General features: G+C 71.6%; 21 protein-coding genes. 12 read left to right on the top strand and 9 right to left on the bottom strand.

Annotation, left to right across the window (positions count from 1 at the left end):
- Window positions 1-54 precede the first annotated feature (54 nt).
- Together J2851_RS27100 and J2851_RS27095 are read left to right on the top strand one after the other, a co-directional pair.
- Window positions 55-1,353, top strand: coding sequence for a methyl-accepting chemotaxis protein (locus J2851_RS27100; protein ID WP_209770225.1), 1,299 nt, complete (start codon window positions 55-57; stop codon window positions 1,351-1,353).
- Between the two features lie 292 nt (window positions 1,354-1,645).
- Window positions 1,646-2,047: a hypothetical protein gene (locus tag J2851_RS27095; RefSeq protein WP_209770224.1), complete on the top strand. Its 402-nt coding sequence runs from the start codon at window positions 1,646-1,648 to the stop codon at window positions 2,045-2,047.
- A gap of 61 nt (window positions 2,048-2,108) precedes the next feature.
- Here the strand turns inward: J2851_RS27095 and J2851_RS27090 are convergent, their stop codons facing one another.
- From J2851_RS27090 to J2851_RS27075, 4 genes are all read right to left on the bottom strand, one after another.
- Window positions 2,109-4,409, bottom strand: coding sequence for an ATP-binding protein (locus J2851_RS27090; RefSeq protein WP_209770223.1), 2,301 nt, complete (start codon window positions 4,407-4,409; stop codon window positions 2,109-2,111).
- Between the two features lie 193 nt (window positions 4,410-4,602).
- Window positions 4,603-5,343 (bottom strand): gamma-glutamyl-gamma-aminobutyrate hydrolase family protein, encoded by a 741-nt coding sequence (locus tag J2851_RS27085; protein WP_246500961.1) that lies wholly within the window; start codon window positions 5,341-5,343, stop codon window positions 4,603-4,605.
- A 6-nt stretch (window positions 5,344-5,349) separates the two neighbouring features.
- Window positions 5,350-6,360 (bottom strand): amidoligase family protein, encoded by a 1,011-nt coding sequence (locus J2851_RS27080; RefSeq protein WP_209770222.1) that lies wholly within the window; start codon window positions 6,358-6,360, stop codon window positions 5,350-5,352.
- Between the two features lie 90 nt (window positions 6,361-6,450).
- Window positions 6,451-7,275, bottom strand: a complete 825-nt coding sequence (locus tag J2851_RS27075) for an aldo/keto reductase (protein ID WP_307420503.1) — start codon at window positions 7,273-7,275, stop codon at window positions 6,451-6,453.
- 249 nt (window positions 7,276-7,524) lie between these two features.
- On the opposite strand from J2851_RS27075, the gene J2851_RS27070 reads away from it, so the two are divergent.
- The 4 genes from J2851_RS27070 (at window position 7,525) to J2851_RS27055 (ending at window position 13,387) form a co-directional block, all read left to right on the top strand.
- Window positions 7,525-10,485 (top strand): PAS domain-containing protein, encoded by a 2,961-nt coding sequence (locus J2851_RS27070; RefSeq protein WP_209770221.1) that lies wholly within the window; start codon window positions 7,525-7,527, stop codon window positions 10,483-10,485.
- A 275-nt stretch (window positions 10,486-10,760) separates the two neighbouring features.
- Window positions 10,761-11,711 carry an ABC transporter substrate-binding protein gene (locus J2851_RS27065; protein WP_246500960.1) on the top strand — a complete coding sequence of 317 codons (951 nt, stop codon included), beginning with the start codon at window positions 10,761-10,763 and terminating at the stop codon, window positions 11,709-11,711.
- A gap of 70 nt (window positions 11,712-11,781) precedes the next feature.
- On the top strand, window positions 11,782-12,561 hold the full coding sequence (locus J2851_RS27060; RefSeq protein WP_209770220.1) for an ABC transporter permease: 780 nt from the start codon (window positions 11,782-11,784) through the stop codon (window positions 12,559-12,561).
- Window positions 12,562-12,586: 25 nt separating this feature from the next.
- Window positions 12,587-13,387: an ABC transporter ATP-binding protein gene (locus J2851_RS27055; protein ID WP_209770219.1), complete on the top strand. Its 801-nt coding sequence runs from the start codon at window positions 12,587-12,589 to the stop codon at window positions 13,385-13,387.
- A 48-nt stretch (window positions 13,388-13,435) separates the two neighbouring features.
- Here the strand turns inward: J2851_RS27055 and J2851_RS27050 are convergent, their stop codons facing one another.
- Window positions 13,436-13,819 (bottom strand): hypothetical protein, encoded by a 384-nt coding sequence (locus J2851_RS27050; protein ID WP_209770217.1) that lies wholly within the window; start codon window positions 13,817-13,819, stop codon window positions 13,436-13,438.
- 293 nt (window positions 13,820-14,112) lie between these two features.
- On the opposite strand from J2851_RS27050, the gene J2851_RS27045 reads away from it, so the two are divergent.
- From J2851_RS27045 to J2851_RS27020, 6 genes are all read left to right on the top strand, one after another.
- The gene (locus tag J2851_RS27045) at window positions 14,113-14,352 is read left to right on the top strand and encodes a hypothetical protein (RefSeq protein WP_209770215.1); all 240 of its coding nucleotides are present in this window, start codon (window positions 14,113-14,115) and stop codon (window positions 14,350-14,352) included.
- A 213-nt stretch (window positions 14,353-14,565) separates the two neighbouring features.
- Entirely contained in the window at window positions 14,566-14,796 is a 231-nt protein-coding gene (locus tag J2851_RS27040) for a YMGG-like glycine zipper-containing protein (RefSeq protein ID WP_209770213.1), read from the top strand.
- A gap of 150 nt (window positions 14,797-14,946) precedes the next feature.
- Entirely contained in the window at window positions 14,947-15,873 is a 927-nt protein-coding gene (hemC, locus tag J2851_RS27035) for a hydroxymethylbilane synthase (RefSeq protein WP_209770211.1), read from the top strand.
- 15 nt (window positions 15,874-15,888) lie between these two features.
- The gene (locus J2851_RS27030) at window positions 15,889-16,704 is read left to right on the top strand and encodes a uroporphyrinogen-III synthase (RefSeq protein WP_209770209.1); all 816 of its coding nucleotides are present in this window, start codon (window positions 15,889-15,891) and stop codon (window positions 16,702-16,704) included.
- A 61-nt stretch (window positions 16,705-16,765) separates the two neighbouring features.
- Window positions 16,766-18,484, top strand: coding sequence for a COG4223 family protein (locus J2851_RS27025; protein WP_209770208.1), 1,719 nt, complete (start codon window positions 16,766-16,768; stop codon window positions 18,482-18,484).
- Window positions 18,481-19,866, top strand: a complete 1,386-nt coding sequence (locus tag J2851_RS27020) for a heme biosynthesis protein HemY (protein ID WP_209770206.1) — start codon at window positions 18,481-18,483, stop codon at window positions 19,864-19,866. The genes J2851_RS27025 and J2851_RS27020 overlap by 4 nt, the downstream gene beginning before the upstream one ends.
- A 91-nt stretch (window positions 19,867-19,957) precedes the next feature.
- Here the strand turns inward: J2851_RS27020 and ybiA are convergent, their stop codons facing one another.
- The 4 genes from ybiA to J2851_RS27000 form a co-directional block, all read right to left on the bottom strand.
- Window positions 19,958-20,446 (bottom strand): riboflavin biosynthesis intermediates N-glycosidase, encoded by a 489-nt coding sequence (ybiA, locus tag J2851_RS27015; protein WP_209770204.1) that lies wholly within the window; start codon window positions 20,444-20,446, stop codon window positions 19,958-19,960.
- A gap of 14 nt (window positions 20,447-20,460) precedes the next feature.
- Entirely contained in the window at window positions 20,461-21,735 is a 1,275-nt protein-coding gene (locus J2851_RS27010) for a pentapeptide repeat-containing protein (protein WP_209770202.1), read from the bottom strand.
- Between the two features lie 7 nt (window positions 21,736-21,742).
- Window positions 21,743-22,711, bottom strand: coding sequence for a protein phosphatase CheZ (locus tag J2851_RS27005; protein WP_209770200.1), 969 nt, complete (start codon window positions 22,709-22,711; stop codon window positions 21,743-21,745).
- Between the two features lie 239 nt (window positions 22,712-22,950).
- Window positions 22,951-23,154, bottom strand: a complete 204-nt coding sequence (locus J2851_RS27000) for a hypothetical protein (protein ID WP_209770198.1) — start codon at window positions 23,152-23,154, stop codon at window positions 22,951-22,953.
- Between the last annotated feature and the right edge of the window lie 121 nt (window positions 23,155-23,275).

Below are 23,275 nucleotides of genomic sequence, written 5' to 3'. Positions count from 1 at the left end.
AGTGCGCGAGCAGTGGCGGGCCGGCGCGTCCGGCGGGTTGCGCAGGGATACGGCATGACGACGGAACAGGGCGGTGACGGTGCCATGCTCGGCAGAGGTTTCCTGAAGGCGCAGGCTTTGCTTCTCCTCATCATCGGCCTGCCGGTGTTCGTCGTGGTGGTGTCGCTGAACCCCTTGTGGAACGCCATGCTGCACCGCTTCGGCGTGCCGGAGGGGCCGGCCGCGGCGCTGGGCATGATCGTCACGATCATCGCGGTGATGGTCGTCCAGTACTGGGTGCTGGAAACGCGGCGGACCATGGTCACGTCGCTGTTCAACTTCATCCCGCACGAGCACCTGACCTTCGATGGGGAGACGCTGACGAACGAGGAGGCGAACCGCCTGTTCGCCACGCTGCACCGCGACTCGGAAACCTGGCGCCGCCTGCTGCGCGACTCCGGGGCGACCGGGCCGCTCGACGGCTTCGCCGACCTCTGCGCGGCGCGGCTTGCCTTCGCGCAACGCCCGCAGGGGCTTCCCATGGAGGCCGAACGGGCCATCGCGGAGGTGCCTGCGATGGCGGAGCAGGCCAACGCCCGCGTCCGCGCCGCCCTGGAACAGGCGGAGCGCGAGGCGCAGGCCCTGCGCGACCGCCTCGCCGCGGTCGAGGCGGCGGCGGCGGAGCTGACGGGCCTCATCCGCGACAGCGGGCGCGCGGTGGCCGGCCGCGACGACGGCGCGCGCCGCGCCGCGTCGGAAAACCAGGCGCTGCTGGCCGGCCTCCAGGACCATCTGGACCGCCGCCGCGCCGAATCCGGCGACGACCTGACCCGGTTCGAGCAGATCGTCGCGGAGTCCCGCGCGCTGGAGGACTCGGTCAACGCCATCACCCGCATCATGTCGGCGACCAACATGCTGGCGCTGAACGCCGCCATCGAGGCGACCCGCGCCGGCGAGTACGGCCACGGCTTCCGCGTCGTCGCCAACGAGGTGCGCGACCTCGCCCGCCAGTCCAACGAGGCGATCCAGGTGATCCAGAAGGGCATCGACCGCATGCAGCAGGCGATCGCCCAGCAGCTCGCCGGACAGGACGCCCAGGCGAAGGTGGAGGCGGAACACCAGCTGCTCACCACCCTGGCCGACCGGCTCCGGGAACTCGGCGCCGGGCAGCGGGACCTCACCGGGCAGGAGCGCTCCCTGCTGGAGGAGCTTGACCGGCTGGGCAGCGCGCTGTCCCACACGCTGTCCGGTGCGTCACAGGGCCTGGGCGGCCCCGACGGCCTGCGCCGGGAGCTGGACGCGCTCGGCCGGGGGCTGGACCGCCTGGCGGAGCTGGGCCGGGATCTGCGCAAGCTGGCGACCCGCGCCGCCTGACCTTTACCTTCCGTGCGTGTGTTGGGTTGCGCTGGCGCTCCACCCAACCTACGGCTCTGACCAGCCCTCCGGCAAAACCGGCGCAACCAATTTCCTCATCGCCTGTTGTGGTTGGCGAAAGGGGGCTCGGCTCCCGCGTCGGGACGGTTCGGCCGTTCCGTTCGCCGCCGGGGAACGGCCGCGCCGCGCGCCGCCGTTCCGCCCATGGCCGCCGACACCGGCTGAGGTCCATGGCCCCCCGTGGAAAAGGCGCCTCCACAAAACGGCGCCACCACCAGATGGAGCGATGAGGATGCGTACCCTGTTGATCGGCGCCGTTTCGGCGGTCGCCCTGATGGCCGGCACGGCCCTGGCCCAGACGGGCACCAGCACGACGACGAGCCCGACCGTTCCCAGCACCACGACCTCGCCGTCCGCCGGATCGACCACCTCCGGCCCGGGCACCATGGCGCCTGGTACTGTTGCTCCGGGCACCTCCGGGTCCTCGGGCACCTATTCCGGCACCTCTTCGGGGTCGGCGGGCATGTCCGGATCGTCGGGCTGGGCCGGCCAGACCACCGCGCCGAGCGGCCTCGGCAGCGCGACCAGCAGCACCGTTCCGCGCGACAACCAGACCGCGACCGGGACCCACTGCCCGCCGGGCACGCCCAACTGCGGCCCCGACCAGGGCGGCAGCAGCGGCGGCGGCCAGTAAGCGGCACCCGCAGAGAGCTTTTGGATGGAGCGCGCCGGGCATCCGGCGCGCTCGACCCATTTCAGGGAAGGGCGGCCGGTTCGGGCGCCCGCTCGGCCGCCGGCTCGGCCGGTGTCGACTCGGCGGCGACCGTGACGGGGAAGCGCAGGACGAAGCTGGTGCCGCGGCCGGCTTCGCTCTCCACCCGGATGGAGCCTTTGAGGCGCGTGTTCACGATGTTGTAGACGATGTGCAGGCCGAGCCCGCTGCCCCCCTTGCCGCGCCGGGTGGTGAAGAAGGGGTCGAAGATGCGGCCGAGATGGTCGGCGGGGATGCCGCAGCCGTCGTCGGAGAAGCGCAGCTCCACCTCCGCGGCGTTGGGCCGGGTGACGGCGATGTCCAGGGTGCCGGCCTTGGGTGTACCGGAGCCGTCTTCGGGATAGGCGTGCGTCACCGCGTTCATGACCAGGTTCGTCAGGGCCTGGAACAGCGCGCCGGGGTAGCTGTCCACCGACAGCCCCTCCGGGCAGTCCACGACGACGCGGTGGCGCGTCTGCTTCAGGCGCGGGTGCAGGCTGGCCAGCACGTCGTCCAGGTAACGCCGCAGGTCGACGGTGCGCCGCTCCTCGCTGGTCTGGTCGACGGCGGTCTGCTTGAAGCTCTGGATCAGCTCGACGGCGCGGTTCAGGTTCCCCTCGATCAGCCGGCAGGCCTCCGTCGCCATGGTGAGGTAGCCGGTGAAGTCGGCGCGGCGCAGCGTGTTCTCCTCCGCGCCGCGGGCGATGCGGCGGGTCTGGTCGGCCAGATGCGTGATGCCGGTCAGCGCGATGCCCACGGGCGTGTTCACCTCGTGCGCGACGCCGGCGACCAGCCCGCCCAGCGAGGCCATCTTCTCCGCCTGGATCAGGTTTTGCTGGGTTTCCCGCAGCTCAAGCAGCGCGCGCTCGGCGCGCTGCTTGGCGGCCTCCGTCTCCTCCTCCGACCGCTTGCGGAAGGTGATGTCGTTGACGGCGACCAGGATGGCCGCCTCGTCCTCGTCGCGGATCTCCACGGCGGAGATCATCGCCCAGAAAGGCCGGCCGTCGGCGGTGCGCATGCGCACCTCCAGGTCGCCCACGGCACCACGCTCCGCCACCATGTGGGCGAGCCGGTCGGCGTCCGGCGGGTGGACGAAGAAGCGCGCGTCGCGGGTCAGCGTCAGCCGCGCGCCGTGGGTGCCGAACAGCGTCTCCGCCTGCGGGTTGAAATACAGGACGGAGCCGTCGGTCACCCGCGCGATGACGATGGGGAAGGGCGAGGCGGCCAGGATGGCGCGCATCCGCTCCTCCCCCGCCTTCAGCGCCGCCGCGTATTCGTGCGTCTCCACCAGCGCCTCGCCGAAGCGCTCCACGCTGGTGGCGATGGCCTGAAGCTCCGCGAACAGGGCGGGCTTCAGCCGCACCGCCCGGCGCTCCTGCTGCACGGTGGACAGCGCCTCCGACGCCCGCCGGATCGGCCGCACTACATGGATGCGCAGCAGCATGTAGAGCAGAAGCTGCACCGCCGACGCCGTGCCCAGCCCGATGACGACGATCAGCAGCCCGCTCTCGGCCTGGGCGGTCAGCGTCTCGGCCATGCGCTGGGTGCCGGTGGCGGCGTCGGCGGTCAGCCCTTCCGACAGGTCGTTCAGGACGCCGTGCGCGATCTCCGTGTCCAGGCCCATCATGGCCTGGTCGGACAGCATCTCCCGCCGCAGCGCGAACACGCCGCCCAGCGCCTCCAGCTCCGGCACGATGGACAGCAGGGGCTCCCGGTCGTCCGGGCGCAGCCGCGGCAACGCCTCCAGCACCGCGACCGCGTGGGAGCGGAAGCGCTGGTTCAACTCGTCCACCCGCGCGGGGTCGGGCGTGACCGCCGCGTCGCCCATCACCTCCAGCACGTGGAAGACCGGTTCCTGCACCGACAGCGGCGCGCCAGCGTGCAGCAGGCGCCGGTAGGCCTCGCTGCCCCGCGCGCGCAGCCGGGCCACGGCGGCGGCCTTGGCGTCGATGCCGTTGGCCCGGTCCGCGGTCCGCCGCAGGGCCTGGAGCGCCTGGTCCAGCCGGCTCTGCAGGACCGGGTCGGTCGCCGTCGCGAAGCGGTTGGCCAGGGCCTGCGCCTCGTCGAGCGCGCGGGCGCGGTCCTGCGCCGCGTGGGAGCGCAGCACGGCCTCCGCCAACTGGCCCATGCGGGCGGCGAAGACCGCGTATTCCTGCTGGCGGGTGATGCGCGGCACGATGGCGTCCTCCGCCTCGCCCGCGAGGTCGAGCACGCGCTGGAAGGCCCCGCCGACCGCCAGGACAAGCCCGATCATCAGCGCGCCGGTCGCCAGCGCGGTCAGCATCGTCATGGTGTGAAGGCGCAAGCGCCCGCCCCGGCGTCCAGTGGACCCGGCCGGCGGTTCGAACCGTCCCTCCGTCACGCGGAACCTGTCACGCAAACGCCCCCGGCCTCGCCACGAACCGGTGCCGAGAATAATCGCTTATGCGCGTCCTGCAAATGGCGGTCGCGGCGGGAATGGACCGGATTCGGATCGGGCGATCGCTCAGGGGGGCGGCTCAGGCCGTGGCGGCCGCGATCACCGTGGACTCGCCGGCGGCGGCGGCGACCAGCGTGCGGAACAGGGCCTGCTGGCGGTCGTCGGTGACCAGATATTCGGGGTGCCACTGCACGCCGATCAGGAAGGGGTGCGCCGCCGCCTCGATGCCCTGCACGACCCCCGCCGTCTCCCGCGCCACGACGCGCAGCCCCTCGCCCAGCCGGTCCACCGCCTGGTGGTGCAGGGCGTTCACCCGGCATTCGGCGATGCCCAGAATGCGGTAGAGGCCGCTGTCCGGCTCGATCCGGATGCGCTTGCGCGGCAGCACGGTGCGCAGCCGCGGCGCCTCCAGGTAGATCTCGTGGATGTCCGTGTGCAGAGAGCCGCCGCGGTGCACGTTGATCATCTGCGAGCCGCGGCAGATGCCCAGCACCGGCAGGTCCCGCCGGGCGGCGCAGTCCAGGGCGTTCAGCTCCAGCCGGTCGCGCTCCGGGTCGATGCGGATGTGGGGGCGGGCGGTCTCGCCGTAGAGGGTGGCGTCGATGTCGTCGCCGCCGCCGACCACCAGCCCGTCGAGCCGGTCGATGGGGAAGGGGCTGCGCGCCGTGATGCGCACCGCCCGCGCCCCGGCGCGGCGCAGGGCAAGGTGGTTCGCCCACCAGGCGATGCGGCTGCCGTGCACCGAGGCGGTGACCCCGATCAGCGGGCGCCCGGACCGGCCGGATGCGGTGGGAAGGAAGGCGGCCATGGGAATGCGCAAGCCCCCTTATCCGGCGATCCGCCGGCCGGCCTCGGCCGCCCAGTCGTCGAGCGCCCGGCGCGCGGCGAAGGACCGGTAGTCGGCGCCCAGCCGGTCGAGCCGGTCGCGGTCGGCCGCCAGCTCCTCCACCGCCACCCAGCGGTTCCAGTCCTGCGCCAGCCGCCACTCGGGGTCGCCCAGCCGCGCGTTCGGCAGGCGGTAGTGGAAGGTCGGGCGCGGGCGGACGTGCGGGTCCTGAACCTTGGCGAACAGAAGGTCGGGCCGCAGGTGCGCGAACAGCGGGAACAGGTCCAACTCGCGGTTGCGGGTCGGGTTGGAGTCCAGGTAGTCGGCGATCAGCCCGTTCAGGTCCGGGCGATAGTCGGGATCGACCACCTTCACGGCGTAGTCGGTCGGAAAGGCGGCGATGAAGCCGGTCAGCCGGCGCGTCGGGTCGATGCGGATCTCGCTGCGCAGCCAGGGCGCCAGCACCAGGAAGGCCTTCAGGTGGTCGAGCACGTAGTCGCCGTCGTTGCGCGCCACCTGCGGGTTGAAGTGCAGGCCGAAGGCGAACAGCGGGCTGGCCTCCGTCCCCGACGCGCCGCGGTCGCGCAGCGTGGTGAACAGCGCCTCCAGCTCGGCCAGCCGGTCGAAGGGGACGGGCGGGGCGGCGATCTCGAACGGCATGACGAGGCTGCCGATGTTGCCCCAGAGCGGGCGCAGCGTCTCGACCACGGTGTCGGCCACCTTGCCGACCACCGATCCGACCGTGCCGTCGCCCGTTTGGGTGGCGCCGTCCGCCTTCTTCTCCGGGTGGGCGGAGCGCATGTCCAGCTCCACCGTGAAGTCGCCCAGCCGGGTGCCGGTCACGCGGCAGCGGTGTGGGTCCTCCATCGCCATCGTGCCTCCGTACAGGTCGCGCACCACGGCGGCGGCGGAGGGGGCGTCGAGGTCGGCGAACTCCACCTCCACGCCCACCTGGCGCGGGGAGCCGTCGGACGCGGTGCGGAGCGGGGGCATCTGGAAGGCTGTGTTCATGGCGCCCGTTCAACACACCGGCCCCGGCGGCGGTTCCAGGGACCTTTCGGCGAGCGGCCGGGAAAAGGGGCCGCGAAGAAAACCGGCGTCTCAGGTGTCCCAGTTCGGCGACCAGCTCGGCGCCACGGTGCGGGTGTGGCCGGCCAGACGGTCCAGCGCGGCGCGGTCCGCCGGGTCCAGATCCAGGTCCAGCGCCGCCTGGTTGTCGCGCAGATGCTCCATGCTGCCGGCCTTCGGAATGGCCGCCACGCCGTCCTGCCCGAGCAGCCAGGCGAGCGCCACCTGGGCCGCGGTCGCGCCGTGCTTGGCGGCGATGCGCCGCACCTCGGCGTTGGCCAGAACCTGGCCGTGGCCCAGCGGGCTGTAGGCGACCAGAAGCATCCCGCGCGGGCGCAGGTAATCCAGGACCGGGGCCTGCGACAGCAGCGGGTGGTATTCCACCTGGTTGCAGAAGATCTCCGCCCCGGCCTCCTCCACCGCGTGGCGCAGCAGGGCGACGGGGAAATTGCTGACGCCGATGCGGCGCACCTTGCCGGACTCCTTCAGCGCCGCCATGGCGCCCAGCGTTTCGGCCAGCGGCACGCGCGGGTTCGGCCAGTGGATCAGCAGAAGGTCCACATAGTTGCTGCGCAGGCGCCGCAGGCTCTCCTCCGTCGACCGCTCGACCTCGCCGCGGGTCAGCCGGTCCATCCACAGCTTGGTGGTCAGGAACAGCTGGTCGCGGGGAACGCCGGACTCGACGATCGCCGCCCCGACCTCCGCCTCGTTGCCGTAGGCCTGCGCGGTGTCGACGTGGCGGTAGCCGAGGTCGAGCGCGCTCCGCACCACCCGGGCGCAGACGGACCCGGACAGCTGCCATGTGCCTAGGCCCAGGGCGGGCATGCGGGTGCCAAGGTGTGTGAGAGTTTTCATCATGCTCTACCTCTTTCGGACAGCTAGAAATTCGGCATTTTAGGTAAAACGGGAAACAACTGTCCTGAAAATACCTAAGAGATACCCCGTATTTGTCGGGTGCTTCGACGGCAATGTCAGTCTTTTCCAGGAATTTTCCAGGGCGATTAACTGGGATTTAACCATGATGGTCGTATCCCGATGGTCGGCGGAGGTGTGACGGCCGAGGATCGAAGGCCGGTCGCTCCGCCCCAAGGGGAGCCCGAGACAACCATGACCCTGCTGGCCCGCCTTTTCGTGCTGGTGCTGCTCGCCGTGTTGCCGGCCGTCGGCATACAGGCCTATGGCGTGTTCCAGTTCCGCGCCGAACGTGAGGAGGAGGTCGCCGCCCAGGCCGAGCGCCTTCTGCATCTCGTCGAGGGTGAACAGGCGCGGATCGTGGACGGCGCGCGGCTGGTGGTGACCTCGATCGCGGAATCGGCGGCCTTGCGCGCGAGCGACTTCGGCCGCTGCCGGGAGCATCTGTCCCGCCTCGTCCGGCTTGCCCCCGAATACCGCAGCCTCGCCGTGGTCGCGCGCGACGGCACCGTCCTGTGCAGCGGCGCCGCCGACGCGCCGGCCCGCCTGTCCACGTCCCTGCCGCACATCCGCCGCGCCCTGGAGGACGGGCATTTCGTCATCGGCGAATGGACGCCCGGCGTTATGGACAAGGTCCAGGGCGTGGAGCCGACCCCCACCCCCGGCACGCTGCCCTTCGCCATTCCCTTCCGCAACGAGGCGGGGGAGATCGCCGGCGTCGTGACGCTCGGCCTCGACCTGCCGTGGCTGTCCGCCAACTTCGCGGCCCGGCCGCTGCCGGAGAATGCCAGCCTCCTGGTCACCGACCGCAACGGCAACATCCTGGTCAAGCTGCCCAACGGCATCGCCCAGCGTGGCGAGCGCGTGCCGCCCGCCTATCTGGAGCTGGTCGGCGACGAGCGGGGCGGGGTCGCCACCATGCCGGGGCTGGACGGCGTGACGCGGGTGCTCGCCTACTCCTCGGCGCGGCGCGGCGTGCGCGACCTGTTCATCAGCGTCGGGCTGGACCACACCACCGCCATCGGCAACATCGACCGCTCGACCCGCCATGGCCTGCTGATGACGCTGGCCGGGCTGCTGGTGGCGATCGCCGCCGCCTGGATCGGCGGCACGCTGTTCATCCGCCGCCCGGTGGCCGTGCTGATCCGCGCCGCCCAGACCTGGGGCGAAGGCGATTCGACCGCCCGCGCCGCGCTGCCCGACCGCACCTCGGAAATCGGGCAGCTCGGCTCCGCCTTCGACGCCATGGCCGGGACGCTGGAAGCGCGGGAGCGCGCGCTGCGCAGCTCGGAAGAGCATCTGCGCGCGGTGCTGGACGCGCTGCCGGCCTTCATCGGCGTGCTGGCCCCGACAGGCGAGGTGCTTCAGGTCAACCGCGCCGCCATCGAGGCGGCGGGCCTGCCGGCCGACCAGATCCTGGGCCGCCCCTTCCACGAGACGTCCTGGTGGTCGTTCGATTCGGCGGGGCGCGAGCATCTGCGCGCGGCCGTGGGCCGTGCGGCGCACGGCGAGCGGTCCCGCTTCGACGCGGCGATCCGGCTGGCCGGCGACCGGCAGATCATCGTGGACGTGGCGCTGACCCCGATGCTGGACGCGGCCGGCCGCGTCACGCACCTGATCGTCTCCGCCACCGACATCACGGAGCGCAAGTCCACCGAGGAGGCGTTGCGCGTCACCAACGAGCGCTTCCGCACGGCGCTGCGCAACTCCGGCGTCGCGGTGTTCAACCAGGACCGCGACCTGCGCTACACCTGGATGCACAACCCGGCGCTGGGCTACACGGCGGAGCGGGTGGTGGGCAAGACCGACCACGAGGTGTTCGAGGACCACGCCGACGCCGATTCCGTCACCGCCATCAAGCGCCGCGTCCTGATGACCGGCGAGGGCGTGCGCGACGAGGTGCGCATCCGCCAGGACGGCTGCGACCATTTCTACGACCTGACCGTCGATCCGCTGCGCGGCCCGGACGGCTCCATCGTCGGCGTGACCTGCGCCGCCGTGGACGTGACCGGCCGCAAGCAGGCGGAGGCCGACCTGCGCCGCGCGCGGGAGGCGGCGGAGACCGCCGCGGCCGGCAAGTCCAAGTTCCTGGCCGTCGCCAGCCACGACCTGCGCCAGCCCGTGCAGTCGCTCTACCTGTTCGCCGCCGCGCTGGGCGACCGGCTGCAGGGTCACCCCGGCCTGCCGCTGCTGGACAACATGCGCCAGTCGCTGGACACGCTGAAGGGGCTGCTGGACGGTCTGCTGGACATGTCGCGGCTGGAGTCGGGCAAGATCGCCGTCACCAAGACCGACGTGCGGATGGGCCAGGTGCTCGGCCGGCTGGTCGCGGAATACGCGCCGCGCGCCGCCCAAAAGGGCCTGGTGCTGCGCGCCGTGCCGACCCGCGCCTGGGTGCGCACCGACCCGGCGCACCTGGAGCGCATCCTGCGCAACCTGATCGAGAACGCGCTCCGCTACACCCGCAAGGGGCGGATCCTGATCGGCTGCCGCCGCAGCAAGGGGGGCCTGCGCGTGGAGGTCTGGGACAGCGGCATCGGCATCCCCGCCGACCGGCTGGACGAGATCTTCGAGGAGTTCACCCAGCTGAACACCAACGGCGACCGCGGGCTGGGGCTGGGTCTGGCGATCGTGAAGCGCCTCAGCACGCTGCTCGGCCACCGGGTCGGCGTGCGGTCGAAGGAGGGGCGGGGCTCCGTCTTCTCGGTGGAGCTGCCCCGCGTCGCCGCCGAGAAGACCCGCGCCGCCGCGGTGGAGCTGCGGCAGGTCGCCAACGACTGCGTGAACAAGGGCATGGTGCTGGTGATCGACGACGAGGCGATCATCCTGCTCGGCCTCAAGGCGATGCTGGAGGGCTGGGGCTACAGCGTCCTGACCGCAAGGTCCGGCGACCAGGCGCTGGAACGGCTGCGCGCCGACGGCCGCCGCCCGCAGGTCGTGCTGGCCGACTACCAGCTCCAGCAGGGCCGCACCGGGCCGGAGGCGCTGGCCGCCGTGCAGGGTCTGGTCGGGACGGACGTGCCGGGCATCATCCTGACCGGCGACACCGCCCCGGAACGGCTGGACGAGGCCCACCGCAAGGGCTTCCGCATCCTGCACAAGCCGGTCTTCCCCAACGACCTGCGCAAGCTGATGGCGAGCGCGGGGGCGGCCTGACGGCACGGGCCCCGTAGGTTGGGTGGAGCGCCAGCGCAACCCAACATCGTCGCATGGAAACGGGTGTTGGGTTTCGCTGGCGCTCCACCCAACCTACGCGCTGCGCAATCCGCGTGGAATTCGCTGCGCGGGGAAAAACGACAACGTCGCTGACCGTTTTCATCCGGTCCCGTCTTCCCACCCGCGTCCCGCCCGTGCACTATATCGCCGACAGAAAACCGGGCCATGGGGCGGCGCGATCCGCCCCGGGCACAAGAACGGGAGAGGTTGGCACGATGAAGACGACGTCCTGGATGGTCGGTACCCTGGCCGCGGCGCTCGCCGGGCTGTGGGCGGCGGCGGCCCCGGCCCAGACCAAGGTGACGGTGGCGATGAGCGGCTGGACCGGCTTCGCGCCGATCACGCTCGCCAAGGAAACCGGCATCTTCAAGAAGAACGGCATCGAGGTGGAGATCAAGAAGATGCCGACCTCCAACCGCCACCAGGCGATGGCGGCGGGCGAGGTGCAGGCGATCACCACCACGGTGGACACGCACATCCTCTACGCCTCCTCCGGCGTGGACGTGACGCAGGTGCTGGTGCTCGACAGCTCGCACGGCGGCGACGGCATCGCGGTGCGCGACGCCATCAACAGCGTTGCCGACCTGAAGGGCAAGCAGGTGGCCGTGCAGTACGGCGGCGTGCCGCAGTTCTGGCTGGCCTATGTCCTGAAGAAGAATGGCCAGTCGATCAACGACGTCACCTCGGTCAACCTGCAGCCGTCCGACGCCGCCAACGCCTTCGTCGCCGGCCAGTTCGACGCCGCCGTGACGTATGAGCCGTACCTGTCCAAGGTGCGCGAGGCCAAGGGCAAGATCCTCGTCACGTCGGACCAGACGCCGGGCGTCATCATCGACACGCTGGCCTTCCAGCCCGACTACATCAAGAAGAACCCGAAGGTCGTGCAGGCCTTCGTCGACAGCTGGTTCGAGGCGCTGGACGCCATCAAGAAGGACGAGAAGAAATCCTTCGAGATCATGGGCCGCGACGTGAACCAGACGCCGGAGCAGTTCGCCGCCTCGGCGAAGTTCGTGCGCTGGTACGACAAGGCCGGCAACCAGGAATACCTGGCGAAGACCATGCCGACCTTCATCAAGGAGGTGCAGGACGTCATGCTGGAGGCGAAGCTGATCCGCAAGGCGCCGCCCAGCCTGGACGGCATGGTCGACGCCTCCTTCGTCAAGTGAGGGTTGCCGCGTGGCCGACACCGTTTCCGACCCTCTCCCGCCGCAAGGCGGGGGAGGAAGGCGCACCGCCTTGTTCACCCCGCTGAAGCCGGTCGCCCCGGCGCTGCGCACGACGCTGGGGATCGCCTGCTTCGTGCTGTTCTTCCTCGGCTGGGGCATCGCGACCTACGGCGGCTTCGTGAAGCCGCTGTTCCTGGCCTCGCCCGGCGATTCGCTGAAGGCCGGCTGGGCGCTGTTCACCGAATTCGGCTTCGCCGAGGACATCGGCGTCACGGTCTGGCGCGTCCTGGCCGGATTCGCCCTGGCCGCCCTGGTCGCCGTGCCGCTCGGCATCCTGATGGGGGCCTTCAAGCCGGTGGAGGCCTTCTTCGAGGCCTTCGTGTCCTTCGCCCGCTACCTGCCGGCCTCCGCCTTCATCCCGCTGCTGATCCTGTGGGCCGGGGTAGGGGAGATGCAGAAGATCCTGGTGATCTTCATCGGATCGGTCTTCCAGCTGGTCATCATGGTGACGGTGATCGTCTCGGGCACCCGCACCGACCTGGTGGAGGCCGCCTACACGCTGGGCGCCAAGCGCGACGGCGTGGTGCGGCGGGTGCTGCTGCCGGCCTCGGCCCCGCAGATCTTCGAGGCGCTGCGCCTCGTGCTCGGCTGGGCCTGGACCTACGTGATCGTGGCGGAACTGGTCGGCGCCTCGCGCGGGATCGGGCACATGATCATCGACGCGCAGCGGTTCCTGGACACCGGGCAGATGATCTTCGGCATCTTCGTGATCGGGGTCATCGGGCTGGTCACCGACCTGGCCTTCCGCACGCTCAACGCCCGCCTCTTCCCGTGGGCCAAAGGACGATGATGGGTTGGACGATAAGGGGCGGATCATGAGCAAGCTGTCCATCCGCGGGGTCGAGAAGACCTTCCCCGGCCGTCCCGGCTCGTCCGGCGCCACCGCCGCCACGCGCGCGCTGGAGCCGACCAGCCTGGAGGTCGCCGACAACGACTTCATCACCATCCTGGGCCCGTCGGGCTGCGGCAAGTCCACCCTGCTGCGCATCGTCGCCGGGCTGGAGACGCCCAGCGCCGGCGAGGTGCGGCTGGACGGGCAGCCGGTCCACGGCCCCGGCCCGGACCGGGGCATGGTGTTCCAGTCCTACACGCTGTTCCCCTGGCTGTCGGTGCGCGACAACGTCTGCTTCGGCCTGCGCGAGCGCGGCGTGCCGCGGGCGGAGCAGCTGGCCGTGGCCGACCGCTTCCTCGCCCAGGTCGGGCTGAAGGGGTTCGAGAATCACTACCCGGCGCAACTCTCGGGAGGCATGCAGCAGCGCACGGCGCTGGCCCGCGCGCTGGCCAACGACCCGAAGATGCTGCTGCTGGACGAACCCTTCGGCGCGCTGGACCACCAGACGCGCGAGGTGATGCAGGAGCTGCTGCTGGGCATCTGGGAGCAGCACCGCAAGACGGTGATGTTCGTCACCCACGACATCGACGAGGCCATCTTCATGGCCAGCCGCGTCGTGGTGATGTCGGCCCGTCCCGGCCGCATCAAGTGCGACGTGCCCATCGAGCTGCCGCACCCGCGTTCCTACAAGGTCAAGACGACGCCGGAGTTCGCCGCCTACAAGGAGCAGCTGACCGAGGAGATCCGCGTCGAGACCATCAAGACGCTGAGCATGGAGGCGTAAGCGGAAGGGGCGGCCGGCCACAAGCCACAGGCGCCGCCCCTTCCCAAGTCACTCGACGGCGCCTGTGCGGATCACGATGTCCGACAGGGCGATGCCCGCGCGCTCCGCATCGGCGCCCAGCGAGGACTTGCTTTCCCAATGGGTGCGGCCGTTGATCTCCGCGACGCGTCCGTTCCGCTTCACCACCCACACGCCCGTCGCGGCCATGTGGACGGCCTGCGCCAGCGGATGGCCGGCCGTGGGCTGCGGGCGCGCCTGGGTGACGGGGTGGGGAGCGGTGTCCGCGCGCCCGGAGAGTTGGCCGGGGAGCAGGCCGAACAGCGCGGCGTCGGCGTGGCCGCCCACCATCGGCAGAGGGTGGCGTTCGCGGCGGTCGCTCGGACGGCAGGGGGAGGTGGGGGTGAGGGCTTGCGGCCGGGCGGTCAGTGCCATGGTCGATTCCTGGAACCTGTTCGGGTGCCGGCCCTTCCCTACGGGGACCGGTCGTTACGTGTCTCAACCATCCGCCGAACAAGCGCCGAAGTAAAGCAGTAAGTTATCGTTTACTTATGTAAACCATTTCGGGATTCGGTTTCTCTTATCGAATTCGAGAAAACGTTTTCTAAAATTTTAGCTGATCCAGCCGATCACTGTGCCGGCCGGCGAAACTTAGGGCGGGCGGCAGCGTTGAAAAAGCGCAACCGCATGGTTGTCCCGCAGCGCTCCCACTGGAGGAGGAAGACGATATGGCCGCCGAACCCCGCAACGAAGGAGAAGGCAACCGCACGGCCGACGCCCAATACCGCAAGGGCGTTCAGGACCACGTCCAGAACCACGATGTCGAAGGCGACGCCAAGCGCGCCCGCGAGGCCGTGGACGGCCCGGAAGGCGACGAATTGCGCCGCGCGGAGGAGGAGGGCAAGCGCCACGCCAAGGGCGAGGACCCGCAGCTGAAGCCCGGCGCGGAGCCGCAGGCCAAGCCCTGACGCGCGGAAGGCGCCCTCGGCGGCCGTTCCCTTTGCGAATCCCGTGTCGCAGCCCCGGGGAGCGGCTACCCCTTTCGATACCCTGGAATAGTCACACGCAAAAACGCGTTCAACCCGTAAGCATGAGCGCGGCCGCTGAACGGGAAGCGGCCGCGCTGAAAAGCGAGCGTAAATAACGGGCCTGAGAAGCGGGCCCATGAAACGGGTTGAACCATGTTGAAGAAGCTTGCTGTGATTCTGGTCGGTGGCCTGCTGCTGGCGGGATGCGAGAACCTCAACCATCGGGAGCAGCGGACGCTGTCCGGCGGCGCCATCGGCGCGGCGGGCGGTGCGGCCGTTGGCGCGCTGACCGGCGGCAGCGCCGTCATGGGCGGCGTGATCGGCGGCGCGGCCGGCGCCGCGGTCGGCGCCCTGACCTCGGACAACGGCCGCCACCGGCGGTAAAGCGATCCGCCATTCTCCCCCGGAACAGGGCGCGCACCCCTGTATGCCCCGCCCTTGGACCGGGGGCGTGGCCCCGCCGTCTCACCAAAGAGTAGCACGCGCATCTCCAACGCTTGCAAACGGCTGCGGATGGCCTAGAACACTCCGCTCATGACCCAACCGCTCCGCATCGGCACGCGCGGCAGCCCGCTGGCGCTGGCGCAGGCCCACGAGACCCGCGACCGTCTGATCGCGGCGCACCCGCATCTGGCCGCCCCCGGCGCGATCGAGATCGTCGTCTTCAAGACCACGGGCGACCGCATCCTCGACCGCACGCTGGCCGAGGCCGGCGGCAAGGGCCTGTTCACGAAGGAACTGGAGGACGCGCTGCTGGACGGCCGCGCGGACCTGGCGGTCCATTCCATGAAGGACGTGCCGACCTGGCTGCCGGACGGGCTGGAGATTTCCACCCTGCTGCCGCGCGAGGACACGCGCGACGCCTTCTTCTCGCGCGGCGGCCAGAGCGTCGACGACCTTCCCGCCGGGTCGGTGGTCGGCACCGCCGGCCTGCGCCGCCAGGCGCAGATCCTGGAGCGGCGCCCGGACCTGAAGGTCGTGCCCTTCCGCGGCAACGTGCAGACGCGGCTCGCCAAGCTCGACGCGGGGGAGGTGGACGCCACGCTCCTGGCGCTGGCCGGCCTGCGGCGGCTCGGCCTGACCGACCGCATCACCGCCGTGCTGGAGCCCGAGGTGATGCTGCCCGCCGTGGCCCAGGGCGCCATCGGCATCGAAATCCGCAGCGCCGACGACGCGACCCGCGCGCTGCTCGCCCCGCTGAATTGCCCCCAGACCGCCGCGCGCGTCGGGGCGGAGCGCGCCTTGCTCGCCGCGCTCGACGGCTCCTGCCGGACGCCGATCGCGGCGCTGTCCACCCTGGACGGCGACCGGCTGACCCTGAAGGCCAAGGTGCTGTCGCCCGACGGCCGCCAGGTCTTCCGGGCCGAGCGCGCGGGGGCCGCGGCCGACGCCGTGGCGCTCGGCGCCGACGCCGGGGCGGAGATCAAGGCGGTCCTGCCGCCCGGCTTCTTCCTGCCGTAAGGGGCTGCCCGGCCCATGGCAGAGGCGATCTGGCGGGCTACGCGGCGGCCGCACCTGCTGGTCACCCGCCCGGCGGAGGACGCCGAACCGCTGGCCGCACGCCTGCGCGCCGACGGCTTCGACGTCTCGATCGAGCCCATGCTGGACATCGTCCAGCGCGACGGGCCGGACCTGGATCTGGACGGCGTACAGGCCCTCCTTTTCACGAGCGCGAACGGCGTACGCAGCTACGCCAGACGTACAGGGCGGCGTGACCGGCCGGCCTATGCCGTGGGCGACGCGACCGCGGCGGCGGCGCGCGCCGCCGGCTTCCACCATGTGGAAAGCGCGTCCGGCGACGTGTACGCGCTGGCCGCGCTGGTGCGGGCGCGCTGCGCGCCCGACGCCGGGGCGCTACTTCATGTCGCAGGCAGCAAGGTTGCCGGCGATCTGTCAGGACTGCTGACGGAAGCCGGGTTTCTTGTGCGGCGCGAGACGCTGTACGACGCCGTTCCGAGCACGCGACTCTCCGACCATACGGCCGGGCTGCTGCGTACGGGCGCACTCGACGGAGTGTTGTTTTTCTCTCCCCGTACCGCCCGTTCGTTTGTTAGGCTGCTCGCCGAGGCGGGGCTGCTCGACTGCTGTCGTACAGTGGACGCGCTCTGCCTCAGCCCCGCGGTTGCGGAGGCGGCCCGCGCGTACAGTCCATTGGGCAGTCCTCTGGACAGCGCCTTGAACGGTGACTTGGGAGTGACACCGTGGCAAGGCGTACGGGTGGCCCCGCGACCGGAGCAGGACTCTCTGCTCGGCCTGCTGCCGGATCCGTCCGGCCGCAAGGGCCGGGCTTGAGCGCATCCGCCGAAGGGGCCGTGGCGTTCGTCGAGACCAACAGCGACCAAGAAGGCACCCCATGACCCCTCGCCCAGGCTCCAATCACGAGGCCGATCCGAACGGTCCCACGCCGTCCGACTCTTCGCCGGCTTCCGGCGGCCCCGCCGTTGAGCGCATCATCGAACGCTTCGGCGGCATCCGGCCGATGGCGCACAAGCTGGACATCCCCGTGACCACGGTCCAGGGATGGAAGAAGCGCGGCGCGATCCCGCTGAACCGCCACGCGGACCTGCGCGCCGCCGCGGCCAAGCATCGGATCGTTCTGGACGAGGCCGACCTCGAAGCCGCCACCCCGAGCGAGGACCGCGCCGTGCCCGACGCGGCACCGGACGCTGCCGACTCCGTGACGCCGCTGCCGCCGGACGCCGTGGCCGCCTCCGATGGCGTGGAGCCGGCGGTTCCGCCCGCGGATACCATTCCGGGGACCGAGCCGGTCATCATCGCCGGCCCGAACGCCGAGTCGCCGGCACCCGAGGCCGCGCCCGAGACCGCAAAGGCCGAGGAGACCGCGCGCGTCGAGCCGCCGGCTTTCGAACGCCCCGTCGTCGAGCCGGTGCCGCCGGTCGCGTCCTACGAGCCGGCGCGCGAGGCCCCGCGGGAGGAGCGCCGCTCTGGCGCCGGTTTCGCCACCGCCGTGTCGCTGCTGGCCCTGATCGTCGGCGCCGCCGCCCTGTCGGAGCCCTGGTGGGGCCCGCGCGTCCCGGGCTGGCCCAGCCGTGACGGCGCCGCCCAGCAGGCCGCCGCCCCGGCCCCGGCTCCAGTGGCGCAGCCCGACCCGGCGCTGCGCGGCCAGCTCCAGCAGATCGCCGACCGCGTGGGCAAGCTGGAACAGCGCCCGGCCGCGACCGGCAACGGCGCCGCGGCGGGCGGTGTCGACCCGCAGGTTCTGGAGAACGCGCTGCGCCAGCTGTCGGGCCGCATCGACCAGCTCGACCAGCGCGTCCAGCAGGCCGGCACCGCGGAAGCGCAGCCGGACCCGCGCGTGAACCAGCTGGCCGAACGGCTGGGCGGCATCGAGCAGCGCGTCGCCGCCGTGGGCAGCAACACCCAGGCCGCCGAGCAGCTCCGCCAGGAGGTGGACGGGCTGAAGCAGCAGCTCGCCTCCGTCAACCAGACCGTGGCCTCCGTCAACCAGGCGGTGGAAACCCGCCGCGACGCCGCCACCGCCGCGCAGGCGCTGGTGCTCGCCGCCGGGCAGCTGCGCTCCGCGCTCGCCACCGGCCAGCCGTTCCAGCAGGAACTCCAGGCCGTCCGCGCGCTGGGCGTCGGCGACGCGCAGGTCACGCAGCCGCTCGACGCGGTGTCGGCCTACGCCGGCAAGGGCGTGCCGACGCAGCCGCAGCTGGCCGACCGCTTCCAGGCCCTGTCCTCCGACATCGTGCGCGCCGCCAACCAGGGCGAGGGCGGCGACTGGATCAACCAGGTCACCGGCAAGATCGCCACGCTGGTCACCGTGCGCCGCCAGGGCGGCGGGGTGGTCGGCGACAGCGCCGACGCCGTGGTCGCCCGCGCCGAGGCGTCGCTCCAGGAGAACAACCTGGCCAAGGCGATCGAGGAGCTGTCGACGCTGAAGGGCCCGGCCGCCACCACCGCGGCACCCTGGATCGCCGACGCCAAGGCGCGCCTGGCCGCCAACCAGGCCGGCCAGCAGCTGACCGCCCGCGCCATCGGCCTGCTCTCGCAGTCGGCCGGTGGTTCGGCGGCTGGCGCCACCGGCGAGAAGGGGGCCGCGCAATGACCCGCGCGCTCTGGTTCCTCATCAAGGTCGCGATCGTCGTCGGGATCGCGGTCTGGCTGGCCGACCGGCCGGGCACCGTCAACATCAACTGGCAGGGCTACGTCGTCGAGACCAGCTTCGGCGTCGCCGTGCTGATCACCGCCGCCGTGCTGGCCTTTGCCGTCTTCCTGTACCGGGTGGTGCGCGGCATCATCCGCGCGCCGCGCACGCTGGGCCGCTACAGCCGGTCCCGCCGTCGCGAGCGCGGCTACAAGGCGTTGACCCGCGGCATGGTGGCGGTCGCCGCCGGCGACGCGGCCACCGCCCGCAAGATGGCCCGCAAGGCCGACGGCCTGCTGAACGAGCCGCCGCTGACCATGCTGCTGTCGGCCCAGGCCGCCCAGCTCCAGGGCGACGACCGCGCGGCGAAAGAATACTTCACCGCCATGCTCGACCGGCCGGAGACCGCCTTCCTCGGCCTGCGCGGCCTGCTGACCCAGTCGCTGAAGGCCGGCGACCGGGTGGAGGCGTTGCAGCTCGCCCGCCGGGCGCAGTCGCTCCAGCCCAACACGCCCTGGCTGCTCGGCACGCTCTACGACCTGGAGGCCCGCTCCGGCGACTGGGCCGCGGCCGAGGGCACCCTGCAGCAGGCGGTCCAGGCCGGCGCCATCAGCGCCGACCTGGGGCGGCGCCACCGCGCGACCCTGCTGATCGAGCGCAGCTTCGAGGCGGAGCGCCGCGGCCGCAGCGACGCCGCCCTGTCGCACGCCCAGGCGGCGCACGACCTCGTGCCGGGCTTCGTCCCGGCCGCGGCCCGCGTCGCCCGGCTGCTCGCCGCCGCGGGCAAGCTCCGTCCGGCGGCCAAGGCCGTCGAGCGCGCCTGGCGGATCAACCCGCACCCGGACCTGGCGGACGCCTACCGCGACGTGCTCGCCAACTACGACCCGCTGACCCGGGTGAAGCTGACGGACAAACTGCGCGTCGCGGCGCCGAACAACGCCGAATCGCACATCGCGCTGGCCCAGGTCTCGCTGGCCGTGCAGCTGTGGGGCGAGGCGCGCACGCACCTGAACAAGGCGCTGGAACTCCAGCCGTCCCGCCGGCTCTACCGCCTTCTGGCCGAGCTGGAGCGGGAGGAGCGGCAGGACGAGGAAGCGGCCCGCGCATGGCTGGCTCAGGCCGCCGCGGCCCCGGCCGATCCGTCCTGGACCTGCACCGCCTGCAACGCGGTCAGCCCGACCTGGGGGGGCCTGTGCGGCCATTGCGGCGCCTTCGACAGCCTGGAATGGAAGGCCCCGACCATGACGGTCTCGCTGATGGCGCCGGAGTCCACCACGACCGCCATCACGCACCAGCCGTCCGAACGCCCGGTCGGCCCCGCCGTGCCGCAATCGGCGACATAGCGACCGCCTTGTAGGACTGCCTTCACGCTGTTGGTCCATGGCCCCTTCCCGCCCCGGCGGGGAGGGGCTTTTTTCTGAGCGGCGTCTCTTCTCAGCGCACCGCCCGCAGGGCGTCGCGCACCTCCGTCAGGATGTCGCCCAGCAGGTTCAGCCCGCGCCATTGCGCGGGATCGGCGGCGCGCGGGTCGTCGGCGGCAAGGCCGATGCCCCAGACGCGGTCGATGGGGCTGGCCTGCACCAGCCGCGTGTTGCCGGTGGCGAGCAGGATCGCGAGCAGATCCGGGTTCTGGCTGTATTTGGCGAGGCTGCCGGTGACCACGATGGCGTGGCGGGCGCCTTCCCACACCGGCTCCGCAAAGCCGCGGACGCGGCGGCCCAGGCTCTTCTGCCGCACCGGCTCGGGCTCGTCCAGGATCAGGGCGGCGGTCTCGGCGTCGCCGAACAGCAGCGCCTTGGCGTGCATCATGTAATGCTCGGCGCAGAGGTAGCGCCGGCCGGCGACGGTCATGGGGCTGGGGTGCCACTGCGACAGCGGGCCGTCCCAGAAGAAGGTGAAGCCCGCGGCCACTGGACTCGACATTGGCCCCGGTCTCCTCAGCCGGTCTTGCCGAGGCGCGTGCCTTCCAGGATCGCCTCGTCGAAGATGGCGCCGGCCCGGCTGCAGCCGGTCAGGTCGGCCATGGTCAGGTCGCAGCCCTTCAGGTTGGTTTCGGTCAGCGAGGCGCCGGCCAGCCGTGCCCGCACCAGCGAGGAGCGCATGATCTTGGCGCCCGCGCTGATCGCCAGGGTGCCGAGGTTGGCGTTGTCCAGGCAGCCATCGATCAGGATGGCGCGGTCGAGCTTGGCGCCGCGCATGTCCGCCCCGCGCATGTCGGCGGAGCGCAGGTCGGCCCCGTCCAGCTGCGCCGCCTGGAGTTGCGTGCCCTTCAGCCGCGCGTTGCGCAGCCGGGCGCCGGACCCCTTGGCCAGCGTCAACACCTTGCCCGACAGGTCGGCCCCGTCCAGGTTCATGCCCGACAGGTCGAGCTGCTGCCCCTGCTGCCCGCTGGTGCCGAGCCAGAGCAGGTGCTGGCGCAGCAGCTTCTCGATCTCCGCCGCGCTGGGGACCGGCCGGGTTTCCGCCTCGTCCTCCGCCTCCTCGTGAAGCGGCGTCTTGGGCGCGAGGGCGGCGGCCGCCGCCTCCGCGTCGGTGCGGATGGACAGGGCGAGGTCGCCGTCCGACACCTTGGCGCCGTCCAGCTTTGCCCCGCGTAGGTCGGCGCCGTTCAGGTCCGCCCCCTGGAGGTCGGCGCCGGAGAAGTTGCAGTCGCGCAGGTCCGTGCGTTGCAGCCGCGCGCCGTTCAGGCGGGAGTTGGTGAAGTCGGCGGCCCGCGCGAAGCTGCCCGACAGCTTGGCGCGCGCCATGTCGGCGTTGGTCAGCTTGGCCGAGGCCATGTCGGCCGGCCCCGGCTCGAACCCGACCACCTTCAGCTCGCCCGACGCGCTGCGGTTCGCCATGCTGCCGTCGCGCAGGTCCACCTCGACCATCACGGCGCCGTCCAGCATGGCCCCGCGCACGTTGGCCCCGCGCATGTCGGTGCGGAACAGGCGCGCCTCGGTCATGTCGGCGTTGCGCAGGTCGGCGCCGTAGAGGTCGGCGTGGTCCAGGATGGTGCCGCGCAGCTTGGCGTCGCGCAGGATGGCGCCGGACAGGTGCGCGCCGGTCAGGTTGCGCCCGGACAGGTCCAGGCCCGACAGGTCGAAGAAGGGCAGGTTGGCGCGGGCTCCGTTCGGGCGCCCCTCGGTGAAGCGCACATGGCGCTCGCAGACGCGGTCCAGCTGGTCCTGCGTCAGCCGTATTCGGGACTTGAGGGTGCCGTCGTTTGCCATGGGCCCCTCAGGCGAACAGCGCGTCGATGTCGGCCTGCGAGATCTCGGCGCCGCCGCCCGTCGGATCGGGGGGCGGTGCGGGAGGGCTGGCCGGCTTCGTGACGGACGGGGCGGGCGGGGCGGGAGGCGCCGGGGGTGGCGCGGGGTGGGCCGCCGGCTCCGCCCGCTCCATCACCTGCGGAATCTGGCTGGCGAGCCCGTCGAACAGAGCGTCGATGTCGTCCTGGCTGACCTCCGGCCCGCCCAGCTGCGGGCCGTTCAGCAGGTGCGCGTCGGGACGGGTGTCGCCCAGCTTGCGGTGGGAGCTGACCGTCTCGGGCGTCGGCGCCTCGGCCATCCGCTCCACGCCCCAGATCTCGATCATCGTGTTCACGCGCTGCTCGATGTAGCGCAGCGTGTTGACGACCTTGGTGGTGCGTTGGCCGGTGATGTCCTGGAATGAGCAGGCGGTCATGATCTCGATGCACCAGGCCTCGATGGCGTCGACCATCTCCGCGATGTCCGGGTCGCTGCGCGGGATGCCCTGGGTGATCTCCTGGATCTTTTCCGTGGCGTTCAGGATGTCGGTGGTCGCGCGCTCCGTCGCCGCGACGATCTCGTCCAGTTCGCCCGTCGCCGCCTCGATGCGGTTGGAGCCGGTGTCGGCGGGGCGGAGTGCGGCGATGTCGCTGCGCGTCTCGCGCACCACCTGGGTGATCGCCGTCAGCTCCTGCTGGAGCGCCAGCCCGTCGGCAAGCCCGCCGGACAGGCCGGACGCCGACGGCAGGCGGGCGACGGCGCCCGGCTCCACGCCGCGCAGGCGGTTGACCTGCTGCTCCAACGCGTTGGTGACGCGGTTGAGGTCGTCCGTCACGATCGCGCGCGACCGGCGGTCCCGCATGCGCAGGAAGGCGCGGCCGCGCGCCGTCTGCGACAGCGCCTCCTCCATCTGGAGATAGTCCTGCTCGGTCAGTTCCAGCAGAGGAACGTCGCTCATATCCGTCACCGTCGGCGGAGCCCCGGGTCCTGAAGTGGTGCCGACCGGCCATGCGCCGGTCGAACGGTGACGCTGACGATACTCCCGCCCGCGCCCCGCGGCAAAGCCGGCGCACAGCACCAGCCCCACGCCTGCGTCGCATTGCCGTATTAAAGAAAGCCTTAATGCGTCTTCCCCAGCTACGCGATGTCGCACCTTTCGCGACGCCGGGAACGGGTGGCAGGGTCTATCAGGGGGGATCAGGGGGGAGAGGCGGTGCTTCCCCCGCTGCCGCCCTTCGGCCGGTGGGGCGCCATCAGGGCGAGAATCCACAGGGGCGGCGCCCAGAAGAACGGTGCGCCGGACACGAGCCAGGCCGCGGTCGCCACGCGCATGGCTTCGAAGGGCATCGCGGCCAGCGGCACCGCCGGCCGGCTGTTCGGGGTGCGGTGTTTCGGGAGCATCGGCGTTTCGGTCCTCCACCAGCTTCACCTATACTCCGCAACCGGAACCCGGCACAATCGTGGCAATCGGCGCAACATCCAGCGTGGCATCCGGCGCTGCGCGAGGTCTTGCGCGGCCGGC

The sequence above is a fragment of the Azospirillum rugosum genome, from assembly GCF_017876155.1.
In the GTDB taxonomy this organism is placed as follows: domain Bacteria; phylum Pseudomonadota; class Alphaproteobacteria; order Azospirillales; family Azospirillaceae; genus Azospirillum; species Azospirillum rugosum.
Note: the sequence above shows the minus strand (reverse complement) of the source record. Positions and strands in the feature narration are given on the sequence as shown.